The sequence below is a fragment of the Aminiphilus circumscriptus DSM 16581 genome (assembly GCF_000526375.1).
GTDB classification, from domain to species: Bacteria; Synergistota; Synergistia; order Synergistales; family Aminiphilaceae; genus Aminiphilus; species Aminiphilus circumscriptus.
The window spans coordinates 1,005,333-1,023,183 of sequence record NZ_JAFY01000007.1; the positions used below are offsets into that span (position 1 = coordinate 1,005,333).

Consider the following 17,851-nt stretch of genomic DNA (forward strand, 5'->3'; position numbering starts at 1 on the left):
GTCTCTCCGGGCTTTTTTCGACTCGCTCCCAACATCCACTCGACTTTTTCGCGGGCACGACGTTCTTTCTTTATCAAGAGAAACGCGATGGAAAAAGCGTAAGGGTTCCATCAGGGCGCATCAGCGACGGTTCTGAAAGGACGACGCCATGAGCAGCACGGAAAAGACAACAAAACGATACTTCGCGTGGGATCCCCTCAGTGATCCGGAATTCGCCCCCCTCGTTGTCGGCGAGGGCCATGTGGGAGGCAAAGGGCGTTCTCTGCTCTATGCCATTCACACACTCCGCAACAGCGGTGACGAGGCGCTTGCAAGAACTGCGTTGCCCCGTTCCCTGTTTCTCTCCGTGAACACGTTCTATGATTTTCTCCGACAGATCCCTGATTTTTCGCCTTCGATGGCGCTCCTCCACCCGGAGGAGACCGAAAAGCTTTTTCTCGCCACACCATTGCCCGAACAGGCCATCCTCGCCCTCCGTACCTTTCTCGCGAAGGTCGAGGATCCCCTCGTGGTTCGCAGCAGCAGCATTCTTGAGGATTCGGTCATTCACTCCTTCGCGGGAAAATATCTCAGCACGTTCTTCGGAAACGTCACCAGCGATCTCGATGTGCGGATGAACGCCGTCACGACCAGCATCAAGCGCATTTACGCACGAACATTCTTTCAGAAAGCCGTGAGTTATCGGGAAAAACACGGACTGGGAGAGGACGCGATGGGGATCATCGTCATGCGCATGGCCGGGAAATGGCGTGGCCGTTATTTCTACCCCACCACGGGAGGCGTGGCCTACTCGAAGAATTTCCGGCGCTGGTCCACCCGCCTTCGCGTTGAGGACGGAGTGGTGCGCCTGGTCTTCGGTCTCGGCACCATGAGCACCAAAAGAGGATACGCCAGAACTTATTCGCTCACGAATCCGAATCTACGTCCCGAAGGACAGAATCCGTACAAGATCATGCGCCACGCTCAAGAGCACTTTCAGGTCGTGGATCGGGAACACCCCGACGACCTGACCACGCTGGACGTGAAGAAGTGCTGGAAGCAGATTTATCCGTTCCATAGGGACCTGAGCATCTATGCCCAAGTGTACCACCCGGACCCATACGGAGGAACGTTTTTTGCGCTCTGCCCCCTTTCGGAGCTTTCCGAGGGCTTCTCGAAGATATGCCTCACCTTCGAGGAATTCCCCCGGAAATACCCTCGTTTCTTCAGCCGCATGAAGAAAACTCTCGCCCTCCTGGAGCAAGCCATGGGCGTTCCCGCAGACGTGGAGTTCGCCTACGAACCGGAGGAGGACCACCTCGAACTCCTCCAGTCCCGCCCCTTGTGGCAGGCCCAGAGCGAGCCCTGCACGGACATTCCCGAAACGCCGGATCGACGGGTCATCCTCAAGGCGGACCGTATGGTCACTAACGGCGCCATCCCCGATGTTCCCTACCTCGTCTACGTGGATCATCGGGTCTATGCCGTGGCGGAAAATTTCTTCGCCGTGGCGAGGAGTGTGGGAAGAGTGAACCAGCAGCTTTCCGGAAGCCGGTTTATCTTCGTCGCGCCAGGGCGCGTGGGATCGAGCAATCCTGAACTGGGCGTTCCCGTGCAGTACCATGAACTGACGAACTGTTGCTGTATTGTCGAACTCGGCATTCCCAAACTGGGGTACATGCCGGAACTCTCCTACGGAACTCATTTCTTCTCGGACTTGGAAGTGGACAACGTCCTCTACATGCCCGTCTACGACGGAGAGAAGCGAAACATCTTCGACGAAAGCTGGTTTGACAGTATGCCCTTCGAACTGGGACCCCACGATGCCATCCGCATCTACAAGGGGCATTTCTCCGTCTACATGAACGGAGAGAGCAACGAGGGTGTCATCCTGGCGGACAATAACGGAACCGGCGTAAGCAACGAGCCGGAGCGCTCCTGAAGGCACTCCGGCTCCGTCGCTTCGTTTCTCCCTCGTTCCTTCTTCTTTTTTTAACCCTAACGAAGCAACCCCGAGACGATGACGTCCACCGCCTGAGCTTCGTCGAGCCCCTTGGCCATGAGCCCCTCTATCTTGTCGTCGGCTATTCTCCCGATGGCGGCCTCGTGGGTCACTTCCGCCTCGGGGTGCGTTACCCGCACGACTGGGGATGCCTCCGCCTTCGCCGCCCCCTGGATGACTTCCGTACAGTCCACGTGCCCCCGGGCACCTGCGGCGGCTCCTTCCACTAAGCCGTGAAACATCCCCGAGCTTGCGTCCCGGAGCACCACCTTGGCCTTTACCAGGGCGGTACTTCCCGCGCCGTTGAGACGGACGAAATCCTGCACACGACACTGGTCGTCGTTTTTGCCGTAGACCTTGGAGGTGAGTTCCACCCGGCTTCCCTCGCCACGGGCGTCCACGTCGATGAGGATGTCCAGATCGCCCACACGTCCTTCTACGAGGGTAAAATCTCCCCGGTAGAGTGCCCGATCGTGAAGCACGACCCGGCTGACGGGTTTCACCGAGATCCGCCCCTCCGGGCCGTGGACATGGACTTCGTTGTAGGCGAACTCCGCCCCTTCTCCGACGACGATGTCTCCCTCCATGGCGTGAAGAAACTCCACCGCATTGGGGAAAATGCAATGGGCGAGGAAGGTCGCCCTGGCCCGGGCACCGATGGAGACATGACTCGTGATAACCTGCCGCCCCTCCGTTCCGAGATGCCCAAAACAGAGATGCACCTGCTTCGACAGAACCACTCCGTCGTCCACGGCAATGAAGGCCTCGATGCCATCCTCTTTCTCCGTTGCGTCGATGGTAACCCCAGGCAGGGGATGGGACGCGAGGATCTTGTTCGCATGGACCACCACATAAACCGCGTCGGCACTCCCCACGGAGGCCCCGTGTCCTCCCGTCTCGGACGCGATGGAAACCAGCGTGGCGTATTCCGACGCTGCATCGAAGGCCATGGTCAACACACCTCTTTCACGATCTCGGGTTCGAGCTCCGTGCAGGGAGAACACTGCGAGAGGAAATAACGCTTCACCGCTTCGGCGCTCCCCTCGAGAATCATTCTCCCTCCACACATGAGGTAGGACCTGTCGCAGGCTGCGGCGACATCCTCCCGATGCGTGATGATGAGCACCGAGTTCCCCCCCTCGGAAAGGGTTCTGAAAAGCGTCATGATCTCCCCAAGTGCAAGGAGATCCACTCCCGAATCAGGCTCGTCCAGAACCGAAAGCCTTGGATGCATCAGGAAGATGGACGCGAGTTCGATGCGCTTTCGTTCACCTCCGGAGAGACTCTTGTCCACCATCCGATCCAGATAAGGAGGATCGAGCATCACTCTGGAGAGCGCGTCCTCCATCATTCCCTCGGTGACGCGCTGCGAGGAAAGACGCAGATAATCCCGAACGGAAATCCCTTCGTACCGGGCAGGATGCTGCCAAGCCAAGGAAATACCCCTCCGGGCACGATCCGTCACAGAAAGGGGTAAAATGTCCTCTCCGTTGAACCGGATCTGCCCCCTGGAGGGACGATATCGCCCTATTCCCATGATGGCATAGGCCAGGCTCGACTTTCCCGCACCGTTTCTGCCGAGAACTCCGACGATCTCCCCAGGGCGGACCTGAAGCGTCACCCCCCGAAGAATCGGCGATCCATCCTTCTCGACATAAACATCCTCGACGGACAGCAACGCATGCGCCATCTTCCGACGCCTCCTTTCCTAAAGAACCCTGAGATTCCCCCGTGCCGAGAGGTGTTCGAGCACTGCCATGCCTCCCACGGAATTCCCCTTTCCGTCAAGGGCCGGGCCGAATACGCCGATACCCATCCGTCCGGGAACCGCAGCGACGATCCCACCCCCAACACCGCTCTTCGCTGGGATGCCCACCCGAACGGCAAACTCCCCGGAGCCGTCGTAGAGACCACAGGTCGCCATCAATGCCCGGAGCACGCGCGCCGTGGCGCGGCGCAGCAGGCGCTCCCCCGAGAAGGGGTCGATTCCGTCCAGGGCGAGGACCATTCCGAGAAAAGCCAGCTCCTTGGTCGTCACCGACATGCTGCACTGGCGGAAATAGGTGTCCAGAAGATCCTCCACGTCTCCTTTCAGGCTCCCCACACTGCGGAGGAAGAAGGCGAGAGAGCGATTTCTGTCGCTCGTATTCTTTTCCGAAATATAGGTGGGCTCGTGCACGGTGATGGCGTTGTTTCCGAGGAGTCTTCTCGCCCAAGCGAGTACCACCGCAATCCGGGTTTTGCTGTCTCTGTAGGGAAGCAGCGAGAGAATCACCAGTGCTCCCGCGTTGATGAGCGGATTCTGAGGACGATGAGGCCTCACCATTTCGAGGCGCATGATGGAGTTGAAGGGATCCGCCGTGGGGTCCATGCCGACCCTCTCGAAAACGTGATCCTCTCCCAGTTCCTCGATGGCGAGAGCCAAAGAGATCAATTTGGAAATGGACTGCATGGTGAAGGGAAAAGAGGCGTCACCCCCCTGGAAAAACGTTCTCTCTGTCGTGAGGACAGACACACCCAGCATGCGAGGATCTGCCTTTGCAAGTTCCGGAATGTATGAGGCGACACCGCCGGAGGAACATGCGTCGCGACACTCCGCCACAAGGCGACACAACAATTCCTGCATGGAACACCCCCACTCCCCTCAAGGAAAAAGGGACCGCGGCGGACCAGGGTCCGCGACGATCCCTTTTTTCACGCCTCTTCCGCCACTACATCCACACTCTGGACGTCATGATCGCTTCGTACCGTTCCACCTGGGTTGTCTCACCCTCGAATCCGTTCCGTCCCATGAGGCCGTAAATGTACCGCTTCCCCTGCTCCACTCCCGGTTGATCGAAGGGATCAAGGCCGAGGAGAAATCCGGAACAGGCGGTAACATGTTCGAAGAGAAAGATCAGAGCTCCAAGACGATAGGCGTCGAGCACAGGGATCTGAAGCCACAGAAGCGGTCGCCCGGCCTTGATGAGAGCCGACGCCGTTGCCCTCGCCTCGATGCGGAGCATCTCCCCGAAATCCTTCCCCTCCAAGTACGCAAGAGGCGCAAGGCTCCTCGCATCTCCTGCGGGAATGGCAAGTCCGGGACGGTGGCACTCCACATCGACGAGCGTGTACAGCTTGTCGTCCGGACCGGACATATACAGCTGGAGCTGGGAGTGCTGGTCGATGGCACCGAGAGCACGCACGGGAGTGCTTCCCTGGTTCGCCTTCCCCAAACTTTCCCCCCAGAGTTGCGCAAACCATTCAGAAAAATCACGCAGGCCGTCCGCGTAGGGCATGAAAACCGCCATATTTCGTCCGTTCCGAAAGGCAAGCACGTACAGTGCCGCCAAAATCCACGACGGGTTGTCGGTGAGGCCAGAGGCACCGACAATGCGGGCATCCATAGCCCGCGCCCCCGCGAGAAGAGATTCCGTATCGATGCCCACCGCCTCCGCAGCGGCAAGCCCGACGCAGGAGAGCACGGAAAAACGTCCTCCCACGGAGGGAGGCACCGGAAGAGCCCGACAGCGTGTTTCCGCCACAAAGGAACGGAGCGTCCCCTTTTCGGGATCCGTGAGCACCAGAATCCGTGCCAGCGCAGCCTCCTCGCCCAGTCGATTCCGCAGGCGCTCGTAGAACCACAGGAAATTCGCCATGGTCTCCGCGGTGCTCCCGGACTTGCTGGCGACGACGAACGCCGTCTCGGCCGGATCAATCACGTCCCAGATGGCCTGAAGTCCTCCGGGATCCACATTGTCCGCCACATAAAGGCGAGGCCCTCCTCTTTTCTCCCGCGGCAACTCGTTATGGAACGGATGCAGAAGTGCTCCCGCCAACATGAACGTCCCCAGAGCGGATCCGCCGATACCGATCTGTACCACCGCTTCGAAGGACGCAAGCCATCGCGAAGCGTCACGGCGCTCCGCCTGGTCCGCATAGGGAAGGCGGAGCCAGCCAAAACCGGATTCCTCTCTCTCCGCGCCTTCGCGCAGACGCGCTTCCGTCGCAACACAGGCGGATTCCATTCCGTCAAAGGCATCCCTCCACCGTGCATAGGCCGAACCGTAGGCGAGGTGCAAGAGCCGTTCGTCATCCATGGTCTCACCCCGTTCCTATTCTTCGAGGAGATCCTCCCGCGTCACCATGAGCGTTACCTCGGAGGAGGAAAGGACACCCGGCACATAGAGCTGCCCCCGCTTCACCGAAGTCTCCACCATTTCCGTCTCCGCGTACTCGTCGAGGAGTTTCTTCGCGATGGCGAACGTCAGTCCTTCCATCGTCTCGAACTTTGTTCCCATGACCACCTTCTGGACCGTCTCGTAGATTTCCGCGTAGGCATAGACGCTGTCCGGCTTTCCCAGGTCCGCCAGAGGGACATCGTAGCTGATGCACAGCGAAACTTCCAGCACCTGCCCCAGCTCCCGCTCCACTTCGAGCGAGCCGTGAAATGCATGAAAACGCATTCCATCGAGTTTCAACGTACAAAGCACGCTCATCACTCTCCTTTGCTGTCGGACCTCGGTCAGGCGAGCAATCCCGCGCCCCGAAGAGCCTCCAGGAGCGAATCCTTGTCAAACCCGACAATATAACGGTCCCCTATGACCGTCACGGGAACACCCATCTGCTTGGTGTTTTTCACCATCTCCATGGCCGCCTCCCGATCCTTGCTGACATCGATGTCCTCGTAGGCGACGCCGTTGGACTGGAGAAATTCCTTCACTTTCGTACACCAGGGGCACGTTGGAGTGGAATACACTTTCACGGACACTCCGGGTTCCTCCTCTCAGGTCGTTCACGTCCGTGCTCCGTCCGGAACAGCGGATCTCTCCGAAGGAATGGGCGCGCGGGCCGTCGAAAAGCACTGCGTTCACAGCAAAAACCTATTTTTTCCGAAATTCACCCAAAAGAGAAAGATCTTCCTCCACATCACATGAGAAGAATGTCTTTCCCAGACTGTGCGAGAATGACCGTTTCTTGTCTATAATGGGCTTCGGTGCAGTGTGCGCTTTCTCAGTTGGCACGCCGTGCACCCGCTTTTTTGAAGTATAGCACAAAACACAGGGAGGGACTTGTATGACGACGGCAGCATCAGTGGAAGCAGGCACTGCTGCGCGGCTCGATCCCATCGTGGAGCGGCACAGGGGGAAACGGGGCAATACCATCCCGTTGCTTGCGGAGATCCAGAAGGAACTCGGATATCTTCCTGAAGAGGCGATCCGCTACGCCTCGGCGAAACTCGATATTCCCGCAGCGGAATTGTTCGGCGTCGCAACTTTTTACGCCATGTTCCGTCTTCAGCCGGAGGGACGCTACGTGGTCCGTCTCTGCCGTGGAACGGCATGTCACGTCCAAGGTTCGCTCCTTATCGGCGAACAGCTCCAGCGGTATCTTCACGTCAAAGAGGGTGAAACCACCGAGGACGGGCTGTTCACGCTCCAGTTCGTCGCGTGTCTCGGCTGCTGCAGCCTCGCGCCCGTCATGATGGTCGGGAATGAAGTGCACGGACGCCTTACGCCGGAGAAGGCCGTGGACGTTCTCGAAACCTATCGGGCCAAGTCCTAGGACAGAGGAGGATATCGAATCATGACGAAGACCATCGTGAAGGTGGGTATGGCGAGCTGCGGCGTCGCTGCGGGAGCCCGTCCCGTCTTTGACAAGCTCTCTGCCCTGCTCGACGGAAGGAACGATGTCGTCCTCAAGCAGGTCGGCTGCGTTGGGCTCTGTTTTTCCGAACCGCTCGTGGAAATCGAGCGGGAGGGTGTGCGTTCCCTCTATGGAAAGGTGACTCCGGAATTCGCGGAGCAGATCGTGCAAGACCATGTGGACCAGGGGAAAGTCCTTACCGAGGGACTGATCTTCTCCACGAGCGAAGCAGCCCCCGAAAATACCATGGTGGAGAAGCAGGTCAGGGTCGTCCTTCGGAACTGCGGACGTATCGACCCCGAGAAGATCGACGAATATATCGCAGCCGGAGGGTACGAAGCGCTCAAGAAAGTCCTCGACAGCATGGCCCCGGAACAGGTGATCCAGGAGATCCTCGACAGCGGTCTCCGGGGACGGGGCGGCGCCGGTTTTCCCACGGGACTCAAGTGGAAATTCGCCCGAGCTGCTCAGGGCAGTGACAAATACGTGGTCTGCAACGCCGACGAGGGAGACCCCGGTGCCTTCATGGACCGGTCGGTACTGGAAAGTGACCCTCACAGCGTTCTCGAGGGAATGGCCATTTGCGCCTACGCCATCGGAGCGACCCACGGAATCATCTACTGTCGCGCCGAATATCCTCTGGCGATCAAGCATTTGAACATCGCCCTCGAGCAGGCTCGGGAGCGAGGCTTCCTCGGCGAGCGTATCCTCGGGAAAGACTTCTCTTTCGACATGTACATCAAGGAAGGCGCGGGAGCCTTCGTCTGCGGCGAGGAAACGGCCCTCATCGCCTCCATCGAGGGCAAGCGCGGCACACCGCGCCCGAGACCTCCCTTCCCCGCCCAGAGCGGCGTCTGGGGAAAACCGACGAACATCAACAACGTGGAGACGCTCGCGAACGTCGCCTGGATCATCCAGAACGGAGCCGGCGCCTTCAATCGCCACGGCATCGGCAAGAGCCGCGGAACAAAGGTCTTTGCCCTGGCCGGAAAGATCGCCAAGGGCGGCTTGGTGGAAGTTCCCATGGGCATGCCGCTCCGGGAGGTTATCTTCGACGTGGGAGGCGGTATTCCCGGGGGGAAATCCTTCAAGGCCGTACAGATGGGAGGACCCTCCGGAGGATGCATTCCCGCGGCGCTGCTCGACACGCCGGTCGATTACGAATCCATCAATGCGACGGGGGCCATCATGGGCTCCGGTGGCATGATCGTCATGGACGAATCGACCTGCGTGGTGGACGTGGCGAAATTCTTTCTTTCCTTCACCCAGCGGGAATCCTGCGGCAAGTGCCCCTTCTGCCGCATCGGAACGAAGCGCATGCTCGAGATTCTGGAACGCATCAGCAAAGGCGAGGGGAAAATGGAAGATCTGGACCTGCTGGAGGAACTCTGCGCCCAGATCAAGGACGGTTCCCTCTGCGGGCTCGGCCAAACCGCGCCGAACCCGGTCCTCACCACGCTGAAATATTTCCGAACCGAATACGAGACGCACATCCTCGACAGAAAGTGCCCCGCCAAGGCCTGCACGTCTCTCATCCACTACACCATCAACCCCACTACATGCATCGGATGCACCAAATGTGCCCGCATCTGTCCCGTAAAGGCCATCAGTGGCTCGGTGAAGCAGCCCCATGTAATTGACGACGAGACCTGCGTCCGGTGCGGCCAGTGCATCAGCGCCTGTCCCGTCAAAGCCATTACCGTGGAATAAGGAGGTTCGTGCAGTCATGAGCGAACGAACTGTAAAAGTCATCCTCAACGGACGCGACGTCTACGGAAAGCCGGGACAGCGTCTTTTGGATCTCTGCGCGGAGTGCGGTATCGAAATTCCCACACTTTGTTACGATCCTCATCTTTCTCTCCACGGAGGCTGCTCCATCTGCCTCGTGGACATCCAGGGCGCGCGGGCGCTTTCTCGAGCCTGCGCCACCACCATTACCCCCAACATGGTCGTCCGGACCGACACAGACCGGGTCCGCAAGGCACGCAAGCTCGGGCTGGAACTCCTCTTTTCGGACCACGTGGGAGACTGTCGCCCCCCTTGCGCACTCGCCTGCCCTGCAAGAGGTGATGTCCAGGCCTACGTCAACCTCGCCGCCCAGGGGAAATACGCGGAATCCCTGGAGGTCCTTCACAGGAACGTCACGCTTCCTGCCTCCATCGGCCGGGTTTGCCCCGCTCCCTGCCAGGAGAAATGCCGACGAAACCTCGTGGACGAGGAACCCGTTTCAATCAGGGAGATCAAGCGCTTCGTGGCGGACTCCTGCCTCGCCGAGGGGGATCTCGGCGGCATTCCCTCCATCGAGGAGAACGGACGTTCCGTGGCCGTCGTTGGCGGCGGACCTGCGGGACTTTCCGCGGCCTATTTCCTGCGCCTCAAGGGATATGCGGTGACCATCTTTGACAAGGAACCGCTCCTCGGGGGAATGATGCGCTATGGCATCCCCGATTATCGCCTGCCCCAGGACATTTTACAGGCGGAAATCAACTGGATTCTCGCGCACGGTGTCGAGGCGAGGACCGAGACGGCACTCGGCAAGGACATCACCCTGGAACAACTCCGGGACGAACACGATGCGGTGGTCCTCGCCATGGGGTGTTGGCGTTCCTCACCTCTGCGCTGCCCCGGCGAGAAGCTGCCGGGTGTACTTGGCGGCATCGATTTCCTCTACTCCGTCAACACGGGAAAACCAGTCCAGGTGGGCAAGCGGGTAGCCGTGGTGGGCGGCGGTAACACCGCCATGGATGCCTCCCGCTGCGCGAAACGCTCCGGAGCGGACAAGGTCTATGTGGTCTACCGACGAACCAGGGATGAAATGCCTGCGGAGGAGACGGAAATCGCGGAAGCCATGGAGGAAGGCGTGGAATTCCTCTTCCTCGCGGCACCAACGGCTGTGGAGGGAGCTGGCAAAGTGGAACGCCTCCTCTGCGAGCGCATGATCCTTGGGGAGCCCGATGCATCGGGGCGAAGGCGTCCCGTCCCCACCGGCGACACCTTCACCCTGGAGGTGGATACGGTCATCGCTGCCATCGGCCAGGCTCCCGATCTTGCATCCCTGCCGAAGAACATCCACGACGGAAGGGGTATCATCTCCAACGAGGATTACGCCACACCCCTTCCTGGAGTCTTCGTCTGCGGCGACCTGCAGCACGGTCCAGACATCGCCATCGCCGCCATCGGCAACGGCCACTGGGCGGCGGAATCGGTGCATGCCTCTCTTACCACTGGCAAGGCAAAACGACCCTTCGAATACGACGTGGTCAGAACGGATCTGACGACGGCGGATTTCGCCCACGTGACAAGAGCACCCAGGGAACACGCCCGTCATGACGAAGCGGCCGTCCGCCTCCAGACCCCCTATGAGGAGTACAATCACGGCCTCACAGAGGAACAACTCTTTCGGGATGCTGCCCGCTGCATGGAATGCGGCTGTCCCGATCTCTTCGAGTGCAAGCTCCGGCAATACGGCATCGACTACGAAGTCCAGCCAGGCCGCGTCGCCGGGGAGCACATCTCCAAGGAAGAAGAGGTCAACACCTACTACGTGCGCAACATGGACAAGTGCATTCTCTGTGGGCGTTGTGTCCGCACCTGCGACGAGATCGCGGGCTTCCACGCCATCGACTTCACCCGCCGAGGCTTCGAGGGAAGCATCGACACGGAATACTGGAAAAGCGTGGACACCTCGGCCTGTACGTCCTGCGGGCTCTGCGTCCAACTCTGCCCAGTGGGTGCGTTGCTTGAAAAACGAGCCCCCAGAAAACCCCACTCGGAAAAGCCTCGGCTCGTCCCCACCGCCTGCGGCGCCTGTCCCGTGGCGTGTGACATCACGCTGAACCTCGACGCAGCGCAGAGCAGGGTCGTCCGCGTCACCACCGACCTGGACAATCCGCTTTCCCACACTTTCGGAAACAGCTGTGCCCAGGGACGCTTCGATCTCGAACGTCACTGGACGAACCGTGTCGAGGAGCCCATGCTTCGGGGAACTCCTGTACCGTGGGGAGCGCTTCTGGACGACCTGGCATCCAGGCTTCGCAAGGGTGCGGAAGCCGGAGAAAAAACAGCGATCCTCGTCGGAGGCGATCTTTCCAACGAAGAATATCGTCTTCTCGATCGCTTTGCCGCGGAGGCGCTTCCCGGAACCGTCCTCGGCGTTGTCGGCGCCGACGCACTTCGCTCGGCACAGATGCAAACCAAGACCATTCCTGACGCATTCTCTCTCGCGTCCTACGACGAGATCCGCAACGCGGACACCTATCTTCTTGTCGAAACCGATACGGAATTCACCCATCCCGTTTTCACCTCCTGGATCCGCCTTGCCCAGAGAAAAAGGAACGCCCGCGTTCTCGTGGTGGGAAACGGTGAAAACACCCTTCTCAAAGGTGAGGCTCTTCGGATGACACCGAGGGAAAAACGAACGGATGCGCTTTTCAAGGGACTTCTTCGGGCGCTTCTCGTCGCGAAAGGTGAAACACCGGGAAGCGATCTCGACGACGCCACACCGGGAAAAACCGCAGCGCTTACGGGAGTTTCGGTGGAAACTCTCGAGCACGCGGCCCGTATCCTTGCCGAAGGCAAATCCCTGGTCACCCTCATCGGAGAGAACGCCTACGGAGTCGAGGCATGTCTCGCAGGTCTTCTCGCACTGCTGCATAAACTGGAACAAAAACGGTACCTCTTCCTCAACGAAAGGACGAACGTCCACGCAGCTCTGACCTACGCCCCCGGCGCCGTCTCCGTGGCGGAGATCAAAGCCGCTCTCGCCAGGGGAGAGATGAAACAACTTCTGTTCGTCGGAACAACTCTCGACGAAGCGGAACTCTCACCAAAGGAACTCGCGAAGACAGATCTCCTCGCACTTGCAGTCACACACGACAGCGCCAGCCTCGCAGAAGCCACCCACGTGCTTCCCCTTGCACATTGGACAGAACGGGAGGGCACCGTCACCACGCTTTCGGGTCTTTCCGTACGACAGACCCGCGGGATTTTCTCCCCGGGAGAGGCACTTCCCTTGACATGGATTCTGACGACCCTTGCACGGCGCCTAGACAAGGAGCTTGCCGCTTCTCCCGCGGCAGCATGCCGTTCCACCTCGTGATCCATCTCAGGAAGAAGGCGTTTTCTCCCTCGAATATGTCCAACCGTCCCGGAGACCATTGCTGAAGGTGGCGAAGAGATTCGGGCGCAAGAAAGAGGGAAGGCAGGAAGGGGCGGCCAAAAGCAGCCGTCCCTTCCTGCCTTCCCTCTTCTGAAACGACCTCTCTCTGTTCTACGCCAGCAGTGGTGCCTTTCCATCGGACCGGACCGTGCCCCCATCTAGTTGCTTCCTGTTTTGGAAAGAGTCACTCCTCTCCATTTTGCGAAAGATACGTGACACTACCAAAGATATTGCACGTTATTCGCCTCATGAATAGATGGGGTTTTGCGATTGCACAGTGTCGCTCTCTCCAAACAGCATATAATTCAAGAAATGGACAGACGGCGCAAGCCACCTAGCGGAGGGAAATTAAAAAAAATTGCCTTCGGAGACAGCTCCGAAGGCAACCAAATCTGGTGGGCCGGAGTGGATTCGAACCACTGACCTCACGGTTATCAGCCGTGTGCTCTAGCCACCTGAGCTACCGGCCCTCCACTCAAAATTAGGTTTCTGGCAGTGACCTACTCTCCCACGGGTACCCCCCGCAGTACCATCGGCGCTGGAAGGCTTAACTTCCGGGTTCGGCATGGAGCCGGGTGTGTCCCCTCCGCCATGACCACCAGAAACCAATTCTTGCACCCGAAACATCTCAACAACCTGCGCAGCATTTCAAGAGGAAGAGGCCTCGGCGGATTAGTACCGGTCGACTCAACGGCTCTCACCGCTTACATCTCCGGCCTATCTACCCTGTCGTCTTCAGGCCGCCTTACCTGGCTCTCCAGTGGGGAATCTCATCTTGGGGTGGGCTTCCCGCTTAGATGCCTTCAGCGGTTATCCCTTCCGCACATGGCTACCCGGCTTATGCAGCTGGCGCCACAACCGGTACACTAGCGGTGCGTCCACTCCGGTCCTCTCGTACTAGGAGCAGCTCCCCTCAAATTCCCTACGCCCATGGTGGATAGGGACCGAACTGTCTCACGACGTTCTAAACCCAGCTCACGTACCGCTTTAATGGGCGAACAGACCAACCCTTGGGACCTGCTTCAGCCCCAGGATGCGACGAGCCGACATCGAGGTGCCAAACCTCCCCGTCGATGGGAACTCTCGGGGGAGATCAGCCTGTTATCCCCGGGGTAGCTTTTATCCGATGAGCGACGGCCTTTCCACACAGCACCGCCGGATCACTAGGACCAGCTTTCGCTCCTGCTCGAGATGTCTCTCTCACAGTCAGGCTACCTTATACCCTTGCGCTCAACGGGCGATTTCCATTCGCCCTGAGGTAACCTTCGCGCGCCTCCGTTACTCTTTGGGAGGCGACCGCCCCAGTCAAACTGCCCACCTGACACTGTCCGGCGCGCGGATTCACGCGACGCCGTTAGAATCCCAGCACATCAAGGGTGGTATCCCAACGTCGGCTCCACGAAAACCGAAGTCCTCGCTTCAATGCCTCCCACCTATCCTGTGCATGATCTACCGAAATCCAATATCAGGCTACAGTAAAGCTCCACGGGGTCTTTCCGTCCCACCACGGGTAACTGGCGTCTTTACCAGTACCACAATTTCGCCGGGTCCCTCGTCGAGACAGCGCCCAGATCGTTACGCCTTTCGTGCAGGTCGGAACTTACCCGACAAGGAATTTCGCTACCTTAGGACCGTTATAGTTACGGCCGCCGTTTACTGGGGCTTCGGTTCAAAGCTTCGCTTGCGCTGACCTCTCCCCTTAACCTTCCAGCACCGGGCAGGCGTCAGTCCCTATACGTCGCCTTACGGCTTATGCAGAGACCTGTGTTTTTAGTAAACAGTCGCCTGGGCCTGGGTTCTGCGGCCACCCTCAGCTCCAAAAGTCTTTTCTTCACCAGGGTGGCACCCCTTCTCCCGAAGTTACGGGGTTAACTTGCAGAGTTCCTTAACGAGGGTTTTCCCGTTCACCTTAGCCTGCTCAGCCAGCCCACCTGCGTCGGTTTACAGTACGGGCGCTCGATGTCCTCCCTAGCGGCTTTTCTCGGCAGTGGGGCGTCAATGTCTTCGCTTCCGTGGAAGCTCCGCGTCAGGTCTCAGGATTATGGACTCGCGGATTTGCCTACGAATCCTCCCTACGCCTTTGCACCGGGACGTCCATCACCCGGCACACCTAGCCTGCTGCGTCACCGCTTCGGTAATAACGGCCACCAAACGGGGCAGGAATGTCTACCTGCTGGCCATCGCCTACGCCTTTCGGCCTCGGCTTAGGTCCCGCCTAACCCTGGGCGGATCAACCTTCCCCAGGAATCCTTGGGCTTCCGGTGAACATGATTCTCACATGTTTCGCGCTACTCATGCCGGCATTCTCGCTTCCGTACGGTCCACCAAGCCTCACGACTCGACTTCTCCCCATACGGAACGCTCCCCTACTACCAAGATCTTCCGATCTCGATCCGAAGCTTCGGCTGCAAGCTTAGCCCCCCACATTTTCGGCGCGGCAACGCTCGACCAGTGAGCTATTACGCACTCTTTCAAGGATGGCTGCTTCTAAGCCAACCTCCTGGCTGTCTGGGCGTCACCACATCCTTGTCACACTTAGCTTGCCATTCGGGGCCTTAGCTGTCGGTCTGGGTTGTTTCCCTCTCGACTACGGACCTTCTCACCCGCAGTCTCACTCCCATGGATCCGGTCTACGGTATTCGGAGTTCAGTTGGATTTGGTAGGTCCTGCGACCCCCGCACCCATCCGGTGCTCTACCCCCGTGACCTTCTGCCCATGAGGCTGCACCTCAATGCATTTCGGGGAGAACCAGCTATCACCCGACTCGATTAGCTTTTCACTCCTATCCACAGCTCATCCGAGACTTTTTCAACAGGCACCGGTTCGGTCCTCCAATCGGTTTTACCCGATCTTCAACCTGGCCATGGATAGATCGTCGGGCTTCGGGTCTTTTCCTCGCGACTCTACGCCCTCTTCGGACTCGGTTTCCCTGCGGCTCCGGACCTCCTAGTCCTTAACCTCGCCACGAAAAAAAACTCGCCGGCTCATTTTCCAAGAGGCACACCGTCACGGCTTGCGCCGCTCCGATTGCTTGTAGGCACGCGGTTTCAGGTCTCTTTCACTCCCCGCCAGGGGTGCTTTTCACCTTTCCCTCTCGGTACTGCTCCACTATCGGTCGCTTATGGTATTTAGCCTTGGAGGATGGGCCCCCCTGATTCAGACGGAATTTCACGTGCTCCGCCCTACTCGGGATCCGACTTCCGAAGGTCCGTTCCTTTCGCCTACGAGGCTTTCACTCTCTGCGGCAGGCTTTCCCAACACCTTTCGGCTAGAAACGAACTTGCTCACTTCGGGAAGACGCTGCGGCATCTTCGCATTCGGTCCCTCGACCCCGACTACGCAACGCCCGCAGGCTTGGCACGTACTCGGTTTAGGCTCTGGCCCGTTTCGCTCACCACTACTCGGGCATCTCTTCGATTTCTTCTCCTCCGGTTACTGAGATGTTTCACTTCACCGGGTTTGCCGCCTCTTGCGAGCGCCTCGTCTTCTACGAGGCGGGTTGCCCCATTCGGGTATCCGCGGTTCTCGGGATGCTTGCTCCTCCCCGCGGCTTTTCGCAGCTTGCCACGCCCTTCTTCGGCCATAAGCGCCAAGGCATCCCCCCGCGTGCCCTTGAATACCTCTCCCTCTTGCTGCTGCTACGGTTGTCCAAGATGCTTCGGGTTCTCTTATACCCTACAAGTCCGAAGGCGCAGAGAGTGCATACGGGGCTCCTTAGAAAGGAGGTGATCCAGCCGCACCTTCCGGTACGGCTACCTTGTTACGACTTCACCCCCCTCACCAGACAACACCTTCGACGGCTCCTTCCCTTAAAAAAAGGTTAGGCCACCGGCTTCGGGTGCACCCGACTCGGGTGGTGTGACGGGCGGTGTGTACAAGGCCCGGGAACGTATTCACCGCGGGCTTGGCTGATCCGCGATTACTAGCGATTCCCAGCTTCATGGAGTCGGGTTTGCAGACTCCAATCCGAACTGGGAACGGCTTTCTTAGGATCCGCTCAGGGGTCGCCCCTTCGCTTCCCGTTGTGCCGCCCATTGTAGCACGTGTGTCGCCCTGACATAAGGGCCATGATGACTTTGACGTCATCCCCACCTTCCTCCGCTTGTCGCCGGCAGTCCGCCGAGAGTTCCCGCCCGTAGCGTTGGCAACTCGGCGCAGGGGTTGCGCTCGTTGCGGGACTTAACCCAACATCTCACGACACGAGCTGACGACAGCCATGCAGCACCTGTGGCACGCTCCCTCACCGAAATGAGGGTCCTTCACCTTTCAGTTCCGTACTACGTGCATGTCAAACCCAGGTAAGGTTCTTCGGTTTGCATCGAATTAAACCACGTGCTCCACCGCTTGTGGCGGGCCCCCGTCAATTCCTTTGAGTTTCAGTCTTGCGACCGTACTCCCCCAGGCGGAATGCTTATCGCGTTAACTCCGGCACGGATGCCCGACGGCACCCACACTAGCATTCATCGTTTACGGCTGGGACTACCGGGTATCTAATCCCGTTCGCTCCCCCCAGCTTTCGCACTTGAGCGTCAGTATCCGGCCAGGAAGCCGCCTTCGCCAGCTGGTGTTCCTCCCGATATCTACGCATTTCACCGCTTACACCGGGAATTCCACTTCCCTCTCCGGTACTCCAGTCCGACGGTTTCGTCCGCAAACAAGGGTTGAGCCCTCGCCTTTCACAAACGACCTGTCGGTCCGCCTGCGGTGCCCTTTACGGCCCAGTGATTCCGGACAACGCTCGCCCCCTACGTATTACCGCGGCTGCTGGCACGTTAGTTTTGCCGGGGCTTCCTCGTGTGGTACCGTCACTCGCTTCTTCCCACACAACAGGAGGTTTACATCCCGAGGGACTTCTTCCTCCCACGCGGCGTCGCTGGGTCAGGGTTGCCCCCCATTGCCCAATATTTCCCCACTGGCTGCCTCCCGTAGGAGTCTGGACCGTATCTCAGTTCCAGTGTGGCCGGTCGCCCCTCTCAGGCCGGCTTGCCGTCTTCGCCTTGGTAGGCCGTTACCCCACCAACCAGCTGATAGCCCGCGAGTCCCTCCGGAAGCGGATCGCTCCCTTTCACCTCTCGGCTTATGGGGTC

10 protein-coding genes, 1 tRNA gene and 3 rRNA genes are annotated in these 17,851 nt (G+C 59.1%); 4 read left to right on the top strand and 10 right to left on the bottom strand.

The genetic code is table 11. From position 1 onward, the window contains the following. Positions 1-148 precede the first annotated feature (148 nt). Positions 149-1,921: a PEP/pyruvate-binding domain-containing protein gene (locus tag K349_RS0115705; protein ID WP_029166687.1), complete on the top strand. Its 1,773-nt coding sequence runs from the start codon at positions 149-151 to the stop codon at positions 1,919-1,921. Positions 1,922-1,977: 56 nt separating this feature from the next. Here K349_RS0115705 and K349_RS0115710 read toward each other — a convergent pair whose 3' ends face one another. From K349_RS0115710 to K349_RS0115735, 6 genes are all read right to left on the bottom strand, one after another. Next, positions 1,978-2,931, bottom strand: coding sequence for a SufB/SufD family protein (locus K349_RS0115710; protein ID WP_029166688.1), 954 nt, complete (start codon positions 2,929-2,931; stop codon positions 1,978-1,980). Positions 2,932-2,933: 2 nt separating this feature from the next. After that, positions 2,934-3,671, bottom strand: coding sequence for an ABC transporter ATP-binding protein (locus K349_RS0115715; RefSeq protein ID WP_029166689.1), 738 nt, complete (start codon positions 3,669-3,671; stop codon positions 2,934-2,936). Between the two features lie 18 nt (positions 3,672-3,689). Further along, entirely contained in the window at positions 3,690-4,607 is a 918-nt protein-coding gene (gene glsA, locus K349_RS0115720; RefSeq protein ID WP_029166690.1) for a glutaminase A, read from the bottom strand. An 85-nt stretch (positions 4,608-4,692) separates the two neighbouring features. Further along, a complete protein-coding gene (locus K349_RS0115725; RefSeq protein ID WP_029166691.1) occupies positions 4,693-6,060 on the bottom strand; it encodes a hypothetical protein in 1,368 nt (455 codons plus the stop codon). Positions 6,061-6,075: 15 nt separating this feature from the next. Beyond that, the gene (locus tag K349_RS17525; protein WP_029166692.1) at positions 6,076-6,453 is read right to left on the bottom strand and encodes a dihydroneopterin aldolase; all 378 of its coding nucleotides are present in this window, start codon (positions 6,451-6,453) and stop codon (positions 6,076-6,078) included. Between the two features lie 32 nt (positions 6,454-6,485). Continuing rightward, positions 6,486-6,731, bottom strand: coding sequence for a glutaredoxin domain-containing protein (locus K349_RS0115735; RefSeq protein WP_029166693.1), 246 nt, complete (start codon positions 6,729-6,731; stop codon positions 6,486-6,488). 305 nt (positions 6,732-7,036) lie between these two features. Between K349_RS0115735 and nuoE the strand changes: the two genes are divergently transcribed. Genes nuoE through K349_RS0115755 form a run of 3 tightly spaced genes read left to right on the top strand, consistent with a single transcriptional unit; the run spans position 7,037 to position 12,704 of the window. Next, positions 7,037-7,525, top strand: a complete 489-nt coding sequence (gene nuoE, locus K349_RS0115745; RefSeq protein ID WP_029166695.1) for an NADH-quinone oxidoreductase subunit NuoE — start codon at positions 7,037-7,039, stop codon at positions 7,523-7,525. 21 nt (positions 7,526-7,546) lie between these two features. After that, positions 7,547-9,316, top strand: coding sequence for an NADH-quinone oxidoreductase subunit NuoF (locus K349_RS0115750; protein WP_029166696.1), 1,770 nt, complete (start codon positions 7,547-7,549; stop codon positions 9,314-9,316). A gap of 16 nt (positions 9,317-9,332) precedes the next feature. Then, positions 9,333-12,704: an FAD-dependent oxidoreductase gene (locus K349_RS0115755; RefSeq protein WP_029166697.1), complete on the top strand. Its 3,372-nt coding sequence runs from the start codon at positions 9,333-9,335 to the stop codon at positions 12,702-12,704. A gap of 453 nt (positions 12,705-13,157) precedes the next feature. Here the strand turns inward: K349_RS0115755 and K349_RS0115765 are convergent. From K349_RS0115765 to K349_RS0115780, 4 genes are all read right to left on the bottom strand, one after another. Further along, positions 13,158-13,234: transfer RNA gene (locus K349_RS0115765), tRNA-Ile, on the bottom strand. Between the two features lie 17 nt (positions 13,235-13,251). Then, a 5S ribosomal RNA gene (gene rrf, locus K349_RS0115770) occupies positions 13,252-13,367 on the bottom strand. A 49-nt stretch (positions 13,368-13,416) separates the two neighbouring features. After that, positions 13,417-16,391: ribosomal RNA gene (locus K349_RS0115775) — 23S ribosomal RNA — on the bottom strand. A 91-nt stretch (positions 16,392-16,482) separates the two neighbouring features. After that, positions 16,483-17,851: ribosomal RNA gene (locus tag K349_RS0115780) — 16S ribosomal RNA — on the bottom strand; the annotation flags it as partial.

Bases quoted from the DNA above. Each gene is read 5' to 3' on its own strand.
- glsA (WP_029166690.1), bottom strand. From the start codon at position 4,607: ATGCAGGAATTGTTGTGTCGCCTTGTGGCGGAGTGTCGCGACGCATGT.
- nuoE (WP_029166695.1), top strand. From the start codon at position 7,037: ATGACGACGGCAGCATCAGTGGAAGCAGGCACTGCTGCGCGGCTCGAT.
- K349_RS0115710 (WP_029166688.1), bottom strand. From the start codon at position 2,931: ATGGCCTTCGATGCAGCGTCGGAATACGCCACGCTGGTTTCCATCGCG.
- K349_RS0115715 (WP_029166689.1), bottom strand. From the start codon at position 3,671: ATGGCGCATGCGTTGCTGTCCGTCGAGGATGTTTATGTCGAGAAGGAT.
- K349_RS0115755 (WP_029166697.1), top strand. From the start codon at position 9,333: ATGAGCGAACGAACTGTAAAAGTCATCCTCAACGGACGCGACGTCTAC.
- K349_RS0115705 (WP_029166687.1), top strand. From the start codon at position 149: ATGAGCAGCACGGAAAAGACAACAAAACGATACTTCGCGTGGGATCCC.
- K349_RS0115750 (WP_029166696.1), top strand. From the start codon at position 7,547: ATGACGAAGACCATCGTGAAGGTGGGTATGGCGAGCTGCGGCGTCGCT.
- K349_RS0115725 (WP_029166691.1), bottom strand. From the start codon at position 6,060: ATGGATGACGAACGGCTCTTGCACCTCGCCTACGGTTCGGCCTATGCA.